Raw genomic sequence first — 15,460 nt, 5'->3', positions numbered from 1 at the left:
ACGGAAAGGAAAGGGCGCCCGAAGGCGCCCTTTCTGACTTACGACGGTTGCTTGGCAAAGCGCAGGTAGGGCAGCCGGATATCCAGATCGCCATACTTTTCCTTCGCCTGATCGTTGTTCAGCGCCAGTGCCACGATCACGTCCTTGCCCGGCTCCCAGTTGGCGGGGGTGGCCAGCGGGACGCCATCGGTCAGCAGGACCGCATCCACGGCCCGCAGGATTTCCGCAAAGTTGCGGCCTACCGACATCGGATAATAGATCGTGAACCGCACCTTCTTGTCCGGCCCGATGAAATAGACCGCGCGCACGGTGGCGGTATGGGCGGGCGTGCGGCCGTCGGTCGGGATATAGTAATCCGCGGGCAGCAGGTCATAGGCCTTGGACACGGTCAGCGAGGTGTCGTCGATGATCGGGAAATCGGCCGGGCTGCCGCCGAACGCCTCGATATCGCGCTTCCACTTTTCATGGTCAGCGGCGCCGTCCACCGACAGGCCGATCACCTTGATGCCGCGCTTCTTCCACTCGGGCGCCAGCTGCGCCACGGCGGCGAATTCGGTGGTGCAGACCGGGGTGAAGTCGCGCGGATGGCTGAAGATGATGCCATAGCTGTCGCCCAGCCATTCGTGGAACTTGATTTCCCCGGCGGTGGTGGGGGCGGTGAAGTCGGGCGCGATGTCGTTGATGCGGACGGACATGGAAAACTCCTCGGATTCGCTGGCACTGATCTAGCCCTTTGAGAAGGATATTTCACCCCCCGCCGCAAGATGGCCCGGAAAAGAGAACGCGCTTCTGGCATGCAGGCCGCAGACAGGGCGGATGTTCCACGGCCTGCCACCGCCCGATGAAAAACGGTTGGCCCCGTGCGGTGGCATAGCGGCGGTTCGCCCGGCATTCTGCCGCCGATTCCGACGCCGGGCTGTCGGAACTTCGCTTGCAACCCCGTCCGGGGTGGCGCAGACTTTGATCAAATTTCCGCTTCCCCCAGAGGTCCCCATGCTGATCAAGCGCGAGTTCTATATCAACGGCCAGTGGGTCGCCCCCGCCAAGGCGCGTGACTGTCAGGTCATCAACCCGTCGAACGAAGAGCCCTGCGCCATCATCAGCCTGGGCGATCAGGCCGATACCGATGCCGCGGTGGCCGCAGCCAAGGCCGCCCTTCCCGGCTGGTCGGCCACGCCACCCGCCGAACGCGCCCGGCTGGTGGCGAAGATCCTTGATCAGTATGAAGCCCGCGTTCAGGAATTCGCCGAAGTGATCGCGCTGGAAATGGGCGCTCCCATCGACTTTGCGCTGTCCGATCAGGCGCCCTGCCTGCCGTGGCACACCAAGAACTTCCTGAAGGCCTTCGAAAAGGTCGAATGGGTCCGCCCGCTGGGCCCGCAGGCGCCCGAATCCGCCGTGGCGATGGAGCCGATCGGCGTGGTCGGCCTGATCACGCCCTGGAACTGGCCGGTCAATCAGGTGGCGCTGAAGGCCATCCCGGCCATGCTGGCGGGCTGCACCTGCGTGCTGAAACCCTCGGAAGAGGCGCCGCTGGATGCGATGATGTTCGCGGAATTCTGCCATGACGCGGGTATTCCGCCGGGCGTGTTCAATCTGGTGAACGGTGACGGCGCGGGCGTGGGCAGCCAGCTCTCCACCCATCCGGATGTCCAGATGATCTCCTTCACCGGTTCGACCCGGGCGGGCAAAGCCATCTCCAAGGCCGCGGCGGAGACGCTGAAGCGGGTCGTGCTGGAGTTGGGCGGCAAGGGCGCCAACCTTGTCTTCGCCGATGCCGACGACAAGGCGGTGGAACGCTCCGTGCGCCGGATGATGGAAAACACCGGGCAGTCGTGCAACGCCCCCTCGCGCATGCTGGTGGAACGCTCGGTCTATGATCAGACCGTGGCCAAAGCCGTCGAAGTGGCCGAGACGATCAAGGTCGGCCCGGCGATGGAGCATGGCAGCCACATCGGCCCGGTGGTGAACAAGCGGCAGTGGGATCAGATTCAGGGCTATATCCAGAAGGGCATCGACGAAGGCGCCCGTCTGGTCACCGGCGGCCCGGGCCTGCCCGAAGGGTTCAACCGCGGCTTCTATGTAAAGCCCACGATCTTTGCCGATGTGAAGCCCGGCATGACCATCGAACGCGAGGAAATCTTCGGGCCGGTCCTGTCGATCATCCCGTTCGAGACCGAGGCCGAGGCCGTCACCATCGCCAATGACACGCCCTATGGCCTGACAAACTATGTCCAGTCCGGCGATCCGGCGCGGTCCAACCGTCTGGCGCGGCAGCTGCAGGCCGGCATGATCGAGATGAACGGCAAGTCCCGCGGCGCGGGATCGTTCTTCGGGGGCGTCAAGCAATCCGGCCGCGCCCGCGAAGGCGGCATCTGGGGGATCGAGGAATTCCTTGAACCCAAGGGCATCGCGGGGTGGAGCTTCACTGCCGCCGAGTAAGGCGTGTCAACGCTGTTCGGACCCGGCCTTGCCGCCGCATCTTGCGACCAAGGGCCGAAGGCCAACGAGGAGCGGCCCTACCCCAGAAGGGCCGCCACCGAAAAGCTGGCGGGCAGGCTCTCCTGCCCGTCCAGCACCAGATCGGCCAGCCCCTCGGCGACGGCGGGGGCCATGGCAAAGCCGATCTTGAACCCGCCATTCGCCACGAAATGACCGGGCCGCCCGGGCCATGCCCCTGCCAGTGGGCCGCGGCTTTTCGCCCGCGGGCGGAGGCCTGCCCAGCGTTCCAGAACCTCGGCCCCCGCCAGCACCGGCAGCAGCGCGCGGGCGCGGGCGATCAGGTCATCGGCCTGCGCATCCGGGCCTTCGGTGGCCCATGTCGTCTCGCTGGTGGACCCGATGGCCACCGTCCCGTCGGCATGGGGCACCACATGCAGGCCGCCCGCATAGATCTGCGGCAAGCTGGCCGCATTGTGGCGCAGCAGCACCGCCTGCCCCTTTACCCCCGCGCCAAGGGTTCGGCCAAAGACCGCCGACAGATCGGCCAGCCCCGCGGCGCCGGTGGCATGGATGACGGCGCCCTCCTCCGGCGCCTCCTGCCCGATCACCAGATCCGCCCCCTTTGCGCGCAGGGCCGCCACCAGCGCCGCACCCGCCCGGCGAGGCGACAGCCGCGCCGTCAGCGTGTCGCGCACCAGCCAGCCCGAGGGCGAGGCCGGTTCCCATTCCGCGCCGGTCGCCGGCACGACCTGCCAATCCGCGCGGCCCTGCCACAAGGTCTGCGCCGCCGCGGCCCGGAGCTGCGCCAGTTCCACCGCCGCCGCATCGGCCAAAGGCTGCAACCGGCCCGACCGCAGATAGCCCGGATCGACCCCACCTGCCGCCTCTACGGCAGCCCACCACCCTTCGGCCGACGAGAGCGCCCGGAGTTGGTAGTCCTTCAGCGGGTTCCACCCTTCGGGCGCATGCGGGGCCAAGGCCCCCACCAGCCCGCCCGAGGCTCCGGCGCCGATCCGCGCCGGTTCGATCAGCCGCACGCGGGCGCCTCGCCGCGCGCAGGCCCAGGCGCAGGCCAGCCCGAAGACGCCGCCACCGCGCACCGTCACATCCACGCTTGCCATCCGCCACCCCCTGCCGCATTCCGTTGCGCAAAGGACTAGGCCGATGCACGCGGGACAACAACCTGAACTGGACTGGAAGGACGGCGTCATCCCGGTGGCCCGCGCCTTTGACGACCCGTATTTCAGCCTGCGCGGCGGGCTGGAGGAGACGCGGCATGTCTTCCTTGCCGGGAATGACCTGCCCGCGCGGCTGTGCGACGGGTTCCGTATCGCTGAACTGGGCTTCGGCACCGGGCTGAACCTGCTGACGCTGGCCCTGTCATGGACCGGCCCCGGCACGCTGCATTTCACCAGTTTCGAGGCGTTTCCGATGGCCCCCGCGGATATGGAACGCGCGCTGGCCCATTTCCCCGAGGCCGCGGCGATTGCGGCGCCCCTGCTGGCGCAATGGCAGGCAGGCGCGCCGGTGATCCGGCTACCGGGGATCGAGGCCATGATCATCGCCGGCGACGTGCGCGAGGCGCTGCCCCGCTGGCAGGGCCGGGCCGATGCGTGGTTTCTGGACGGCTTTTCTCCGGCCAAGAACCCGGAGATGTGGGGAGATGATCTGATGGCAGAGGTCGCCCGCCACACCGCCCCCGGCGGCAGTTTCGCCACCTATACCGCCGCGGGCCATGTCCGCCGCGCGTTGGCGGCGGCAGGCTTCACCGTCACGCGCCAGCCCGGCTTCGCGGGCAAGCGCCATATGTCAGCCGGGCGGCTGGCCTAGCGCAGGTCCATCCCCTCGGGCCAGCTGAGCGTATAGCTGACGGAGATGTCCTTCTTTTGCCCACCGGGCAGCTCGAAATCCCAGGCAAGGATGCCGCGCTGGCCGTCCACATCCGTCTCGCTCGCCTGCGGGGACAGCGCGGGTTCGATCCGCAGGTCCTGCTGTTCCGAATAGGGGATCTGGTCCAGAACCCGCACGGGCCATTCCTCATCTCCCAGATTTTCGATGGTCAGCACCGCCGTCTCGGTCTGTTCGTTCGACGTGGTGAAGACGCCCTTCTGACCGGAATCGCGCACCGGCATGTCACGACGCACCACGATCTGGTCCAGCGCGCCGAAGGCCAGCGTCGCCTCGGCCCCGGCGGCGATCAGCCCCAGATCGGCTGCACCGACCAGCACGCCCTCGCGATACAGCAGCGCCGCGCCGGGCAGCAGCGGCTCGCCGCTGGTGTTGACGAATTCCGCCTGCACGAAGGCGGTCTTGTCCCAGCGGGGCACGGCAACCGCGGTCACCACCGGCGCGGCCTCGATCCGGTCCAGCGCCAGCCGCAGGTCTTCCACCCCCGAGGCGACATCGACCGGGCGGGGATAGGGGTAGACGACCGTATCCCCCTCCATCGCCGCCGCGGCCACGATGGGCGCCGGGGCGGCCACCGCCTCCATCTCGGGCATGGCTGCACTCCCCGGTGCCATCTCGCGCGCCATATCGGCGGGCGGTCGCTCCTTCTCGATCCAGCGCAGCTCCGGCCAGAGCGCGGAGGGCGCCGCCTGCTCCGACGGGCGCGAGGAAGACAGTGTCAGGTTCACACCGGACCAGTCTTCCCCGGTATATTGCGTCACCAGAACCGAACGGTCGATGGTCAGCGCCTCGCCGCCCTGGCGGGTCAGGTAAAGGTCATAGCTGGGCCGCCAGCCCGCGGAATCGACATAATAGGTCATGGTCAGCGTGGTTTCCCCCGCAGCCTGCGCTTCAACGGCCACCACCAGCGCGGTGTAATCCTGATCGCCCGCGGGCAAAGCGTCATAGGCCGCCTGCGCCTTGGCCAGCGCCTCCTGCGCCTCCTTCAGCGCATCTTCGGCGGGCCACAGATCCGCCTGCGCGGCGGCCACCGCCTCGGCCGCCGCAAGGGTGCCCGCCCCCACGGCCTCGGCCATGGCGCGCAGGGTCTCGGGCGTCGTCCCGTCGGGCACGGCCCCGCTGAACGAGGTCAGGAAACCGGCCTGCGCCTCGGCCGCACGGATGCGGGCACGGACGGCATCGACGGTGGCCTGCGCGGTTCGGACCGCCGCTTCGGCCTGATCCACGGTGTCCCGTGCCGCCTGCTGTGCCGGGGTCAGCGCCGGGTCGCGCGGCGGCAGCCGGTCCGCCCGCAGCGAGAAGGCGCCGAAGGTCACCCCTTCTTCCCCCGCCAGCCGCATCAACGCGGCGTCGGTGGCGGCTGGCAGATCGGTCACCAGCAGCTCATGCGGTCCGGCCCCGGGCAGGGTGAAGGTCACTTCACGGGTGATCTTCGCGCCTTGGGGGTAGACAGTCACATCGGTGATGCGGCTGGTAGCGGGAAGGGTATCGGCCAGCGCGGGCAGCGCCGTTGTGGCCAGAAGGGCAGCAAGCAGGGTGCGCATGGCAGGGGCCTTTCGCAGGAAACCGGATGGCCCGAAGCCTAGGCCCGGCTGAACCCGCCGGACAAGGCGGAAATACCCGATCCAAGGATCGGGCGGCGGGCTGCGTCGGACGCCCCGCCGGCCTGCAGCGGCGGCCATGAAAAAGGGTTCCGGCCAACCTGACCGGAACCCTTCAAAGATCGGCGCGGAAGGGATCAGCCCTTCTTCAGCACCCGGCTTCCCAGCACTTCGGCGATCTGCACCGCGTTCAGGGCGGCGCCCTTGCGCAGGTTGTCGCTGACACACCACAGGCTCAGCCCGTTTTCCACAGTCGAATCCTCGCGGACGCGCGACACATAGGTCGCATATTCGCCCACGCATTCGACCGGGGTGACGTAGCCACCGGCTTCGCGCTTGTCGACGAGCATGATCCCCGGCGCCTCGCGCAGGATGTCCTGGGCCTCCTGCCAGTCCAGCGGCTCTTCGAATTCAAGGTTGATGGCTTCGGAATGGCCGACGAAGACCGGCACGCGCACGCAGGTCGCGGTCACCTTGATCTTCGGATCAAGGATCTTCTTCGTCTCGGCCACCATCTTCCATTCTTCCTTGGTCTCGCCCGAGTCCAGGAACACGTCGATATGCGGGATCACGTTGAAGGCAATCTGCTTGGAGAATTTGGCGGGCGGCACTTCATGCACGGGGTTGTAGACCGCCTTGGTCTGCTCCCACAGTTCGTCCATGCCTTCCTTGCCCGCGCCGGAGACCGACTGATAGGTCGCCACGACCACGCGCTTGATCTTTGCCCGATCGTGCAGCGGCTTGAGCGCCACCACCATCTGCGCGGTGGAGCAGTTGGGGTTCGCAATGATATTTCGCTTGGAATAGCCCATGATCGCATCGGCGTTCACCTCCGGCACGATCAGCGGAACATCCGGGTCGTAGCGGTAGAGCGAGGAGTTATCGATCACGACACAGCCCGCCGCCGCGGCCTTGGGCGCGAATTCCTTCGTCGGGCCGGAGCCGACGGCGAAAAGCGCGATATCCCAGCCGGTAAAATCGAAAGTGGCCAGGTCTTTGGTCTTCAAAGTCTTGTCGCCGAAGCTGACTTCAGTGCCCAGAGATTTGCGCGACGCCAGCGCGGCAATCTCGTCCACCGGGAACTCGCGCTCGGCGAGGATGTTCAGCATTTCGCGGCCCACGTTGCCCGTGGCACCCGCGACGACGACCTTGTAGCCCATCGGGGTAACTCCAGTTCCGCCCCCGACCGTTCGGGGGACGCGGCCCCTTAGCGCAAAGGTCCGCGCGGGGGAAGCGGATTCCGCGGAAAGGGCTCAGTCTGTGCGGTCCTGCGCGAAGAGGTACACCAGCAGCCCCGCGCCCACGGCAATGGCGAAGAAGGCGAAAACCGCGGTGAAGGGCAGCGCCGGATCGGCCGCGCCTTCGCGCGCGGCATGCAGACGGCCCGTCGCCTCCTGCGCGATGCCCACTGCCGCGATGCCGAAGAAATTCACCAGCGTCACCCCGCGACCCACCAGATGCGGCGGAAAGAACGCCCGCGCATGGGCAATGACGATGGGAAAGGTCGATCCGAAAAAGCCAAGACCCATGAACATCACCAGCGCCAGCCCCGGCGACACCTGCGGCCAGAACCAGAGCCCGCAGAGAAAGACCAGCATCCCGGCATTGCCGCCGAAGATTACCCATTTGCGGGTGCCCCACCAGCGGTCCAGCGGCCCGATGACAAAGCTGCCGATGACCATGGCAACCCCCATCCACAGCCCGGCCATCCCCACCTCGGCCCGGGAATATCCCCAGACATCGGTGAAATAAGGCCCCAGCCACAGCCCGCGCAGCGCGCCGGGCGGGGCATAGCAGACCACCATCATCGCAAGGATCGGCCAGAGCGCAGGCATCCGCAGCAGCGTAAGGACCGAGCCCTTGGGCCCCGCAGGCGCGGGCGCCGGATCGCGGATCATCAGATAGGCCGCCAGCCCGGTCAGAAGCGTGATCCCGGCCAGACCCCAGACAGTTTCACGCCATCCGAAGGCCGCGGCCGCGGCGGTCAGCGGAACCGAGGCCGCGATATTGCCGATGCTGCCCACGCCGATAGTCACGGCGGCCAGCGTGGCAAAAACGGCGGGAGAGAATTCGCGCGCGAAGATATAGTAATTCGCCATCAGCACAGGCGCGCAGCCCACCCCGATCAGCGCCATCGCCACCTTCAGCATCAGGGGCGTCGTCGCCATGGCGAACAGTGCCGCGCCTCCGGCCCCCATGGCAAGGCAGGCGCTGGCGGTGCGGCGCGGACCGATCCGGTCCAGCGCGGCACCGATGGGCAGCTGCATGGCGCCAAAGGCCAGAAACCACCAGCCGGACGCGCTGGCAAGCTCTTGCTTCGTGGCACCGAGATCCGCCTCCAGCACCGGCGTCAGCACCGCAAGGAAGGCGCGGTAGAACTGCGACAGCACATATCCGAACATCAGGCTGGCGATGCCAAGGCGCATGGGACTTCCTTTCCGCGGGCCGCCGGACCATGTCAGCCGCCCCGCCGATGTGCAAGACAGCGCCGCCTTCGGATTTCTCTTGCGAAACACCAGGCCGGGCCGCTTGATGAGCGGGATTTCAGACCGGAGATTCCGATGATCCTTTCCCCCGCCCGCGCGCTGGCCTTGGCCGCGCTTCTGACCGGAGGCCCGGCCGCCGCGAATGACGGTTTCGGCGGTCTGGCCGCCACAGGGCTGACCTTCGGCCGGACGGATGCGGTGGCGATGGTCGACGAGGACCTGTTCATCGGCCCGGACCGGATCCGCGTGGATTATGTCTTCCGCAACCTGACGGATCAGGATGTGACGGGCGAGGTGATCTTTCCCCTGCCCCCCATCGGCGTGTGGAGCCTGTGGGAGCAGATGATGAACCTGCCCGAAGGCCCGCCCTACCCCGAGAATCTGCTGAATTTCACCGTCACCGTGGACGGCCAGCCGGTCACGCCCAGGATCGACCGCATCGCCGTGATCGAGCCGGAATGGGAAGAGAACCGCCCGCTCAACGAACAATACGATACCCCGGGTCGTGATGTGACGGCCGAGCTGGAACGCTATGGCCTGCCTCTTGATCTTGATCCGCAGGCGGCGATGGACCGGCTTTTGGCGCTGTCGCCCGCAGACCGCGCCGCCGTGACCGAAGCGGGGCTGGCCCAGTATTTCGAGGCGGACACCCAGAACCAGATCCCCGAACAGGCCTTCCCGACATGGTCGGTCGTGCTGCGCTATCACTGGACCCAGACCTTCCCCGCCGGGGCCGAGCTCCGGGTGCATCACGAATATGACCACCGCCCGCCGGGGGGCATCTTCTACTGGACCCATCCCGTCACCAACGAGACAGACTGGCTGCAGACCTATGTCGATCAGTTCTGCATCGACGACGGCACCTCGGCCGCGATGGCCCGCGCGCTGGAGCGGAAGGACCCTTCATCGGATGAGGTCTACAACTACGGCACGGCCTTTTTCATGACCTATGTCCTGCGCACGGCGAACAGCTGGGCCGGGCCCATCGGCCATTTCCGCCTGACGCTGGACAAGGGCGATGCGGCCAATGTCATCTCGCTTTGCGCGGAGGGGGTAAAGAAGACCGGCCCCACCACCTTTGTGGTGGAAAAGACCGATTACACCCCCGACCGGGATCTGGAGATCCTGTTGGTCGTCCCGATCAGCGACTGACGGTCAAAGCCGCGCGGGCAGCTCCAGCCCGCGCAGCACCTCTGCCGCGGGCATCGGTCGCTTGCCCTCGCGCTGCGCCAGGGTGATTTCCACCGCACCTTCGCCGCAGGCGATGGTGAACCCGCCCAGCACCTGCCCCGGCGCGCCCGCTCCCTCTGCCAGGCGGGCACCGAGCAGCTTGACCCGCTCTGCCCCCACCTGCACGAAGGCGCCGGGAAAGGGCGACAGCCCGCGGATCAGCCGGTCCACCTCTGCCGCGGGACGTGTGAAATCCACCCGCGCCTCGGCCTTGTCGATCTTGGCGGCATAGGTCACGCCCTGTTCCGGCTGCACCTCGGGGACCAGAGTTTCCAGCCGGTCCAGCGCGGTAATGATCAGACCCGCGCCCATGGCGCTCAGCCGGTCGTGCAGGCTGGCCGTTGTTTCCTCCGGCCCGATCGGCGTCGCCTCGCGCAGCAGAACCGGGCCGGTGTCCAGCCCCGCCTCCATCTGCATGATACAGACGCCGGTTTCCGCATCCCCCGCCATGATCGCGCGATGGATCGGCGCCGCCCCGCGCCAGCGCGGCAGCAGGCTGGCGTGGATGTTCAGGCAGCCATGGCGTGGCGCATCCAGCACCGGCTGCGGCAGGATGAGCCCATAGGCCACCACCACCGCCACATCGGCCCCCAGACCGGCAAAGGCCGCCTGTTCCGCCGCATCGCGCAGGCGCAGGGGCGTGCGGACCGTCAGCCCCAGTTCCTCGGCCCGCTGATGCACCGGGGTCTTGCGCAGGGCCTTGCCCCGGCCTGCAGGCCGGGGGGGCTGGGCGTAGACGCAGACCACCTCATGCCGGGCGGCCAGCGCCTCCAGCACCGGAACCGAAAACTCCGGCGTGCCCATGAAGACGATCTTCATCCGCGCCTCCGCAGTTTGTCGGCCTTGGCCAGCAGCATCTTGCGCTTCAGGGGCGACAGGCGGTCGAAATACATCTTCCCCGCCAGATGGTCGATCTGATGCTGCGCGCTGGTCGCCCAGAGGCCGACGAAATCGCGCTCTTCCACCGTGCCTTCGGCATTCAGGAACCGCACCGTCACCGCCCGCGGGCGGCTGACCACGGCCGAGACTCCGGGCAGGTTCGGGCTCGCCTCCTCATGCTCGCGCGGTTGAACGCTGGCGTGCAGCACTTCGGGATTGGCCATCAGCACGGCCTGCCCGCGCGCCTCGCTGCAATCGACCACGGCCAGCCGCAGCGGAATGCCGATCTGCACGGCGGCCAGCCCGTAGCCGGGCATCGCCTCCATCGTATCCACCATGTCGCGCCAGGTCGCGCGGACCTCATCGGTGATGGCGGGCACATCGGCGGCGGTGGTCTTCAGCACCGGATGGGGCCAGGGAACACAGACACGCGTGGTCATGCCAGCACCTCCGCCTCAGCCACAGCCCGCGCCTCGGGCGACAGACGATCCAGCGTCAGGATGCCGTCCAGATGGTCATATTCATGCTGCGCGCAGATCGCGGCAAAGCCGGTCAGGGTCTCTTCCCGCAGACCGCCGTCCAGCGTGGTCCAGCGCAGGGTGATTTCCGTTGCGCGGTCAACCATGGTGGTCGGCCCGGGGATCGACAGGCATCCCTCCGGTCCCATGGCTCGCGCATCCCCAAAGGACAGGATTTCGGGGTTCACCAGAACCATCGGCGCCTGCGTCCCCTCTTTCCACGTCACATCCATGACGAACATCCGCACCAGATGCCCCACCTGCGGCGCGGCCAGCCCGCGGCCGGGGGCGTCATACATCGTCTCCAGCATGTCATCGGCCAGCGTGCGCAGGTCATCGGACAGCACCGCCGGTTCGCAGCGGACAGAGAGGCGCGGATCGGGCCAGCGCAGGATGGGCAGGATCATCGGGAAACACCCTTTCGGTTTCCGCCGGACATAGGCGCGATGCGGGACAAAGTCACCCCGCCGTTTCGCGATGATCAGCCCTGACGGGCGCGTTCCCGCTTCAGCTTTTCCATCTTGCGGGTGATCATCTGCCGCTTCAGCGGACCCAGAAAATCAATGAACAGCTTGCCGTCCAGATGGTCGATCTCATGCTGCACACAGGTGGCCCAGAGACCTTCGAAAGTGCGCTCCTGCGCGGTGCCGTCCAGATCGGTCCAGCCGACGGTCACGCTGGCCGGTCGCTTCACCTCGGCATATTGCTCGGGGATCGACAGGCAACCTTCCTCATAGGTGGACAGATCCTCGGATGACCACAGCACCTGCGGATTGATCAGCACCATCGGCTCTGCCGGGCCGTCCTTGACGCAATCCATCACGATGACCCGGCGCGTCACGCCGACCTGCGGCGCGGCCAGACCGATGCCCGGCGCGTCATACATCGTCTCCAGCATATCCTCGGCCAGCCGGCGGATCTCCGGCGTGATCTCGGAGATGGGATCGCAGACCTTCTTGAGGCGGGGATCGGGATGGATCAGAATAGCGCGGATCATGGTCACGATTTACGAAGCGCGGAGTTTTTCCGCAAGAGGCGGAACCCCGTGCCCCGGAAGCGGCCCCAAAACCACGTTATTCCAATTATGTCAATAATTCCGGAACAACGTCATGATAATCATCGTTGATACAGAACATGGTTTCGTATATTGGACGGGTATCAGAAAACTGACCCTGGACACCCCATGACCTTCGACACGCGCATCGACCGGATCGGCACCCATTGCGTCAAATGGGACATGATGGAAAGCTTGTACGGCCTTGCGCCCGACACAGGGCTTGCCATGTGGGTGGCCGATATGGACTTCGCGCCCCCCGCCCCTGTGCAGCGCGTGGTCGAAGACATGGCGGCCCATGGCGTCTATGGCTATTTCGGCGATGACCGCGCCTATCTGGAAGCGATCGGCTGGTGGATGCAGACCCGCCACGGCTGGACCGTCCCGCCCGAGCAGATTCTGACGACGCACGGGCTGGTGAACGGCACGGGCCTTTGCATCGACGCCTTCACCGCGCCGGGTGACGGGGTCGTGCTGATGACGCCGGTCTATCACGCCTTTGCCCGCACCATCCGCGCCGCCGGGCGCGAAGTGGTGGAATGCCCGCTGGCGCTGGTCGATGGCCGGTATGAAATGGACTTCGCCACATGGGATGCGCAGATGAAGGGGCATGAAACCATGCTGATCCTCTGTTCGCCCCACAATCCGGGCGGCCGGGTCTGGACGGCCGAGGAACTGCGCGGCGTGGCCGATTTCTGCCGCCGCCATGACTTGATCCTCGTCTCGGATGAAATCCACCACGATCTGCTGATGCCCGGCCAGCGCCATACCGTGATGGCCAATGCCGCGCCCGAAATCACCAACCGGCTGGTGATGATGACAGCCGCGACCAAGACCTTCAACATCGCGGGCTGCCACACCGGCAATGTGATCATCCCCGATCCGGGCCTCCGCAAGCGGTTTGCCGACCGGATGATGGCGCTTGGCATTTCCGGCAATGCCTTTGGCATGCGGATGGTCGCCGCCGCCTATTCGCCCGAAGGCGCGGCCTGGGTCGATTCCCTGACCGACTATCTGGACGGCAACCGCCGCCTGTTCGATGACGCGCTGAACGCGCTGCCCGGCATCCGGTCCATGCCGCTGGAGGCGACCTATCTGGCCTGGGTCGATTTCTCGGGCACCGGGATGACACAGGCCGAAGTGCTGGAGCGGGTGGAAAAACAGGCCCGCATCGCCACCAACCATGGCCCGATCTTCGGCAAGGGTGGCGAAACCTTCCTGCGCTTTAACCTTGCCACGCCGCGCGCCGTCGTGGCCGAGGCGGCAGAGCGGCTGAAACGGGCCTTTGCCGACCTGCAATGAGGCGATTGGCCCGGGTCATCGCGGCGCTGGCCCTGCTGGCGCTGATCGGCACGGGGGCGGCGTTGTGGCTGCGGCCCCCGGTTCCCGTGGTGCCGCCGGAGGGGACAGAAGACCCGCTGACCGGCCCTTTGACCGGGCCGGTGGACCTGATCCTGATCGAGAAATCCGCCCGCCGCCTGACCCTGATCCGCGACGGCCAGCCCGTCCGGCGCTACGACGTCGCGCTTGGCTTTGCGCCTGAGGGCGACAAGGACCGGCAGGGCGACGGGCGCACGCCGGAGGGGCGGTTCACCATCGACCGGCGCAACGACGGATCGGCCTTTCATTTGTCGCTGGGTCTGGACTATCCGCAGCCAGAGGATCGCAAGCGCGCCCGCGCGGGCGGCTATGACCCCGGCGGCGACATCATGATCCATGGTCAGCCCAATGAACTGCCCGACGGCATCCGCCTGCCCGGCGACTGGACTGCGGGCTGCATCGCCCTGACCGATGCGGAAATCCGCGAGATCTGGAGCGTGGCCCCGCTCGGCACCGTGGTCGAAATCCGGCCCTGAGCCCTACATTCGCGGCAGATAGCCCACGGGCGCATTCTCATCCCGCCAGTAATCCAGCGCAGGGCGATCCACGACCGGCGTGGCGCGCTTGAACTCGCAAACCAGCTCGCCCGCTTCGACGGCCGAGGCGACGATCAGGCACTGAAAGATGTGGCGCGGCCCGTCATACAGATCGACCAGCCCGCGCAGGCGCCCCGGGCACATGCCCGCATCCAGCGTGAACCCGTCGCCCCAGAGCCGCAGCACAGGGAAGACCGCATCGCCCAGCTGAAGGTGCAGACGGGATTTGCGGCGCTGTTGCCGGCGGCGCGCAGCCTCCAGCCCGTCCCTCACATCCTGCGGCAGATATTCCAGCATGACGACGCCCTCCTCTGGGGCCAAGTCTGCGCCGCTTCTGCGCAAATTCAAGGCAGGTTAAGAATGGTCCCGGCTTGTTGCAGAAATGTGAAGACGACGTTGCAGCTTTGCCGCAGGCATATTCGCGCGCAGGGAGAGTCCGGGCCGCCGCGGCCCCTCTCTTGCGCTGCGGACAGGCTTCCGGTCCAACAGCCCCGGCCCCGACCCGAAAGCGATTCGTGCCATGACCCTTGCGCTTGCCATGATCCTTGACGCCTTGTTCGGAGAGCCGGACTGGCTCTGGCGCCGCATCCCGCATCCCGCGGTGGTGATGGGGCGGATCATCGGTGCCGCCGACCGGCGGTTCAACCAAGGGACCGCCCGGCGGGCCAAAGGCGTTCTTGTGATGGCCGCGCTGGTTCTGGCCGCCGGCGTGCTGGGAGAGTTGATCGCCGCCCTGCCCGGTGGAGGCGTACTGGAGGTGATCCTTGCCGCCATCCTTCTGGCGCAGAAATCGCTGGTCGATCACGTCCGCGCGGTGGCCACCGGCCTGCGCCGCGGGCTGGAGGAGGGCAAGCGCGCGGTGGCGATGATCGTCGGCCGCGACACCGCCCCGATGCGGGAGCCGGATGTGGCCCGCGCCGCCATCGAATCCGCGGCGGAAAACCTGTCCGACGGGGTGATCGCGCCCGCCTTCTGGTTTCTGGTGGCGGGTCTGCCGGGCATCCTGATCTACAAGATCACCAATACCGCCGACAGCATGATCGGCCATATGACGCCGCGCCACCGGCAGTTCGGCTGGGCCGCGGCGCGGCTGGACGATGTGCTGAACCTGATCCCGGCGCGGCTGACGGCGCTTCTGCTCGCCCTCACCCATGGCTGGCTGGACCCGGCACCGGTGCTGCGCGATGCGCCGCGCCACCGCAGCCCCAATGCGGGCTGGCCGGAATCGGTGCTGGCGCCGATCCTGAACGTCGCGCTGGCCGGGCCGCGCAGCTATAATGGCCGGATGGTGGATTACCCCTGGGTCTGGCCCGAGGGGCGGCGCGATCCCGGCCCCGATGACATCGACGCCGCCTGTGGGGCACTGTGGCGGGCCTGGGGCGCGATGCTGGCCGTTGCCCTTCTGGTGGGGCTCCTCTAGCCTTCC

The 15,460-nt window shown here is 67.1% G+C and carries 16 protein-coding genes; 6 read left to right on the top strand and 10 right to left on the bottom strand.

Annotation, left to right across the window (positions count from 1 at the left end; translation table 11 throughout):
- Positions 1–38 precede the first annotated feature (38 nt).
- Positions 39–695: a peroxiredoxin gene (locus ACO2Q5_RS15635; protein ID WP_423292697.1), complete on the bottom strand. Its 657-nt coding sequence runs from the start codon at positions 693–695 to the stop codon at positions 39–41.
- A gap of 298 nt (positions 696–993) precedes the next feature.
- Between ACO2Q5_RS15635 and ACO2Q5_RS15630 the strand changes: the two genes are divergently transcribed.
- Complete coding sequence (locus ACO2Q5_RS15630) at positions 994–2,442, top strand: aldehyde dehydrogenase family protein (RefSeq protein WP_423292695.1); 1,449 nt, start codon at positions 994–996, stop codon at positions 2,440–2,442.
- A gap of 77 nt (positions 2,443–2,519) precedes the next feature.
- Here the strand turns inward: ACO2Q5_RS15630 and ACO2Q5_RS15625 are convergent, their stop codons facing one another.
- Positions 2,520–3,563, bottom strand: coding sequence for an NAD(P)/FAD-dependent oxidoreductase (locus ACO2Q5_RS15625; protein ID WP_423292693.1), 1,044 nt, complete (start codon positions 3,561–3,563; stop codon positions 2,520–2,522).
- A 43-nt stretch (positions 3,564–3,606) separates the two neighbouring features.
- Between ACO2Q5_RS15625 and mnmD the strand changes: the two genes are divergently transcribed.
- Positions 3,607–4,272, top strand: a complete 666-nt coding sequence (gene mnmD, locus ACO2Q5_RS15620) for a tRNA (5-methylaminomethyl-2-thiouridine)(34)-methyltransferase MnmD (protein WP_423292691.1) — start codon at positions 3,607–3,609, stop codon at positions 4,270–4,272.
- Here the strand turns inward: mnmD and ACO2Q5_RS15615 are convergent.
- From ACO2Q5_RS15615 to ACO2Q5_RS15605, 3 genes are all read right to left on the bottom strand, one after another.
- Positions 4,269–5,894, bottom strand: a complete 1,626-nt coding sequence (locus ACO2Q5_RS15615; protein WP_423292689.1) for a DUF4139 domain-containing protein — start codon at positions 5,892–5,894, stop codon at positions 4,269–4,271. The two genes, mnmD and ACO2Q5_RS15615, sit on opposite strands and share 4 nt — an antisense overlap.
- A gap of 194 nt (positions 5,895–6,088) precedes the next feature.
- The gene (locus tag ACO2Q5_RS15610; RefSeq protein ID WP_423292687.1) at positions 6,089–7,111 is read right to left on the bottom strand and encodes an aspartate-semialdehyde dehydrogenase; all 1,023 of its coding nucleotides are present in this window, start codon (positions 7,109–7,111) and stop codon (positions 6,089–6,091) included.
- A 93-nt stretch (positions 7,112–7,204) separates the two neighbouring features.
- Entirely contained in the window at positions 7,205–8,377 is a 1,173-nt protein-coding gene (locus ACO2Q5_RS15605; RefSeq protein WP_423292685.1) for an MFS transporter, read from the bottom strand.
- A 135-nt stretch (positions 8,378–8,512) separates the two neighbouring features.
- Between ACO2Q5_RS15605 and ACO2Q5_RS15600 the strand changes: the two genes are divergently transcribed.
- Positions 8,513–9,589: a DUF4424 family protein gene (locus ACO2Q5_RS15600; protein ID WP_423292684.1), complete on the top strand. Its 1,077-nt coding sequence runs from the start codon at positions 8,513–8,515 to the stop codon at positions 9,587–9,589.
- A gap of 3 nt (positions 9,590–9,592) precedes the next feature.
- Here the strand turns inward: ACO2Q5_RS15600 and fmt are convergent, their stop codons facing one another.
- The 4 genes from fmt to def (ACO2Q5_RS15580) form a co-directional block, all read right to left on the bottom strand.
- Positions 9,593–10,486 (bottom strand): methionyl-tRNA formyltransferase, encoded by an 894-nt coding sequence (fmt, locus tag ACO2Q5_RS15595; RefSeq protein ID WP_423292682.1) that lies wholly within the window; start codon positions 10,484–10,486, stop codon positions 9,593–9,595.
- The gene (def, locus tag ACO2Q5_RS15590) at positions 10,483–10,986 is read right to left on the bottom strand and encodes a peptide deformylase (RefSeq protein ID WP_423292681.1); all 504 of its coding nucleotides are present in this window, start codon (positions 10,984–10,986) and stop codon (positions 10,483–10,485) included. The genes fmt and def (ACO2Q5_RS15590) overlap by 4 nt, the downstream gene beginning before the upstream one ends.
- On the bottom strand, positions 10,983–11,471 hold the full coding sequence (def, locus tag ACO2Q5_RS15585; RefSeq protein WP_423292680.1) for a peptide deformylase: 489 nt from the start codon (positions 11,469–11,471) through the stop codon (positions 10,983–10,985). Before def (ACO2Q5_RS15585) ends, def (ACO2Q5_RS15590) begins: the two co-directional genes overlap by 4 nt.
- A gap of 74 nt (positions 11,472–11,545) precedes the next feature.
- Positions 11,546–12,061, bottom strand: coding sequence for a peptide deformylase (def, locus tag ACO2Q5_RS15580; RefSeq protein WP_423292678.1), 516 nt, complete (start codon positions 12,059–12,061; stop codon positions 11,546–11,548).
- A 186-nt stretch (positions 12,062–12,247) separates the two neighbouring features.
- Between def (ACO2Q5_RS15580) and ACO2Q5_RS15575 the strand changes: the two genes are divergently transcribed.
- Positions 12,248–13,420: a MalY/PatB family protein gene (locus tag ACO2Q5_RS15575; protein WP_423292676.1), complete on the top strand. Its 1,173-nt coding sequence runs from the start codon at positions 12,248–12,250 to the stop codon at positions 13,418–13,420.
- A complete protein-coding gene (locus tag ACO2Q5_RS15570) occupies positions 13,417–13,974 on the top strand; it encodes a L,D-transpeptidase family protein (RefSeq protein ID WP_423292674.1) in 558 nt (185 codons plus the stop codon). Before ACO2Q5_RS15575 ends, ACO2Q5_RS15570 begins: the two co-directional genes overlap by 4 nt.
- 3 nt (positions 13,975–13,977) lie before the next feature.
- On the opposite strand, the gene ACO2Q5_RS15565 is transcribed toward ACO2Q5_RS15570, so the two are convergent.
- Entirely contained in the window at positions 13,978–14,331 is a 354-nt protein-coding gene (locus ACO2Q5_RS15565; RefSeq protein WP_423292672.1) for a hypothetical protein, read from the bottom strand.
- 223 nt (positions 14,332–14,554) lie between these two features.
- On the opposite strand from ACO2Q5_RS15565, the gene cbiB reads away from it, so the two are divergent.
- Positions 14,555–15,454 (top strand): adenosylcobinamide-phosphate synthase CbiB, encoded by a 900-nt coding sequence (gene cbiB / locus ACO2Q5_RS15560; protein WP_423292670.1) that lies wholly within the window; start codon positions 14,555–14,557, stop codon positions 15,452–15,454.
- Positions 15,455–15,460 lie beyond the last annotated feature (6 nt).

It is taken from the genome of Neotabrizicola sp. VNH66 (genome assembly GCF_049445895.1).
Classification (GTDB): Bacteria; Pseudomonadota; Alphaproteobacteria; order Rhodobacterales; family Rhodobacteraceae; genus Pseudogemmobacter.
The sequence above is the reverse complement of the archived record's forward strand: the minus strand, read 5'-3'. Positions and strand labels throughout refer to the sequence as shown.